The organism is Streptococcus oralis, from assembly GCF_001578945.1.
Lineage (GTDB): Bacteria > Bacillota > Bacilli > Lactobacillales > Streptococcaceae > Streptococcus > Streptococcus oralis_Q.
Genome location: NZ_KQ969551.1, coordinates 487,523 through 489,207, shown reverse-complemented (window position 1 = coordinate 489,207; position 1,685 = coordinate 487,523). Strand labels below are relative to the sequence as shown.

General features: G+C 42.4%; 2 protein-coding genes. Both read left to right on the top strand.

Translation table 11 applies throughout. The features are described 5' to 3' along the window. The coding region (locus tag SORDD16_RS05015; protein ID WP_061452585.1) for an ABC transporter ATP-binding protein at positions 1-516 on the top strand (516 nt) is incomplete at its 5' end. A gap of 1 nt (position 517) precedes the next feature. Further along, positions 518-1,685 (top strand): ABC transporter permease (locus tag SORDD16_RS05010; protein ID WP_061452584.1); only part of this gene is annotated, 1,168 nt, incomplete at its 3' end.

Below are 1,685 nucleotides of genomic sequence, written 5' to 3'. Positions count from 1 at the left end.
GGCGAATACTATCTAGAAGGTCAAGAAGTGGCCCGTCTAGGTGAAAAGCAGTTGGCACAGGTACGTAACCAACAAATTGGTTTTGTCTTTCAACAGTTCTTTCTTTTGTCAAAGATGGATGCCGTTCAAAATGTTGAGTTGCCCTTGATTTATGCAGGAGTTCCAGCTACCCAACGTCGCAAGTTGGCAGAGGAATATCTGAGTAAAGTAGAGTTGACTGATCGTATTCATCACCTTCCTTCGGAGTTGTCTGGCGGTCAAAAACAACGGGTGGCCATTGCGCGTGCTCTTGTTAACGATCCCTCAATCATCCTAGCTGATGAACCGACAGGTGCCTTGGATACGAAAACAGGAAGTCAAATCATGGAACTCTTGGTTGAGTTAAATGAAGAAGGCAAGACCATTATTATGGTAACGCACGAGCCCGAAATTGCAGCCTATGCAAAACGCCAAATTGTAATCCGTGATGGAGTTATTTCATCTGATAGCGCTCGTTTGGAAGGAAAGGAGAACTAAGATGCAAAATCTGAAATTTGCCTTTTCATCTATTATGGCACACAAGATGCGCTCCTTTTTGACCATGATTGGCATTATCATCGGAGTATCTTCAGTAGTTGTCATCATGGCTTTAGGGGACTCTATGTCTCGTCAGGTCAATAAAAATATGACAAAATCTCAGAAAAATATTCAGGTATTTTTCTCACCAATTAAAAGTAAGGACGGTTCCTTTACACAAAAGCAATCTGCACTGACACTATCTGGTAAAGAAGAAGATGTTCACGTAGAACCACCTAAAACACAGGAATCGTGGGTTAAGGAAGCTGCCAAACTAAAAGGCGTAGATGGCTATTATGTGACTAATAGTACAAATGTTACTTTGACCTATAAGGATAAAAAGGTAGAGAGAGCAAGTCTGACAGGTGGAAATATTACTTATATGTCTGCTGTAGAAAATAAAATTATTGCAGGCAGGGATCTGAGAGAACAAGACTACCGAGATTTTGCAAGTGTGATTTTGCTAGATGAAGAACTCGCTAAAAGTCTTTTTGACTCGCCTCAGGCAGCCCTCAATCAAATCATTTCAGCCAATGGATATAGCTATCGCGTGATTGGGGTTTACTCTAGCCCTGCTGTTAAAAGTGCTAAGATGTTTGGTGTAGGTGGTCTGCCGATTACAACCAATGCTTCTGTAGCAGCTAATTTTAATGTAGAAGAAATTTCTAATATCGTCTTTCGTGTGAATGATACGAGTCTAACTCCGACCTTGGGGCCAGAACTCGCACGTAAGATGACAGAAATTGCAGGAGTACAGCAGGGAGAATATCAGGTTGTAGACGAAACTGCCGCTTTTGAAGAAGTTCAGCAAATCTTTGGTTTTATGACCGCTATTATCAGTGCTATCGCAGGAATCTCTCTCTTTGTGGGAGGGACTGGAGTTATGAATATCATGCTGGTTTCTGTAACGGAGCGTACTCGTGAGATTGGTCTTCGTAAAGCATTGGGAGCCACACGGGCTAATATCTTGGTACAGTTTTTGATTGAGTCCATGATTTTGACCTTGCTAGGTGGAGTCATCGGCCTAATAAGTGCAGCGGGCTTGACCACGCTAGCAGGTGCTTTGTTAAAAAATATGATGGAAGGAATAGAAATTGGTGTCTCGCTACCGATCGCTCTCTTTAGCCTGG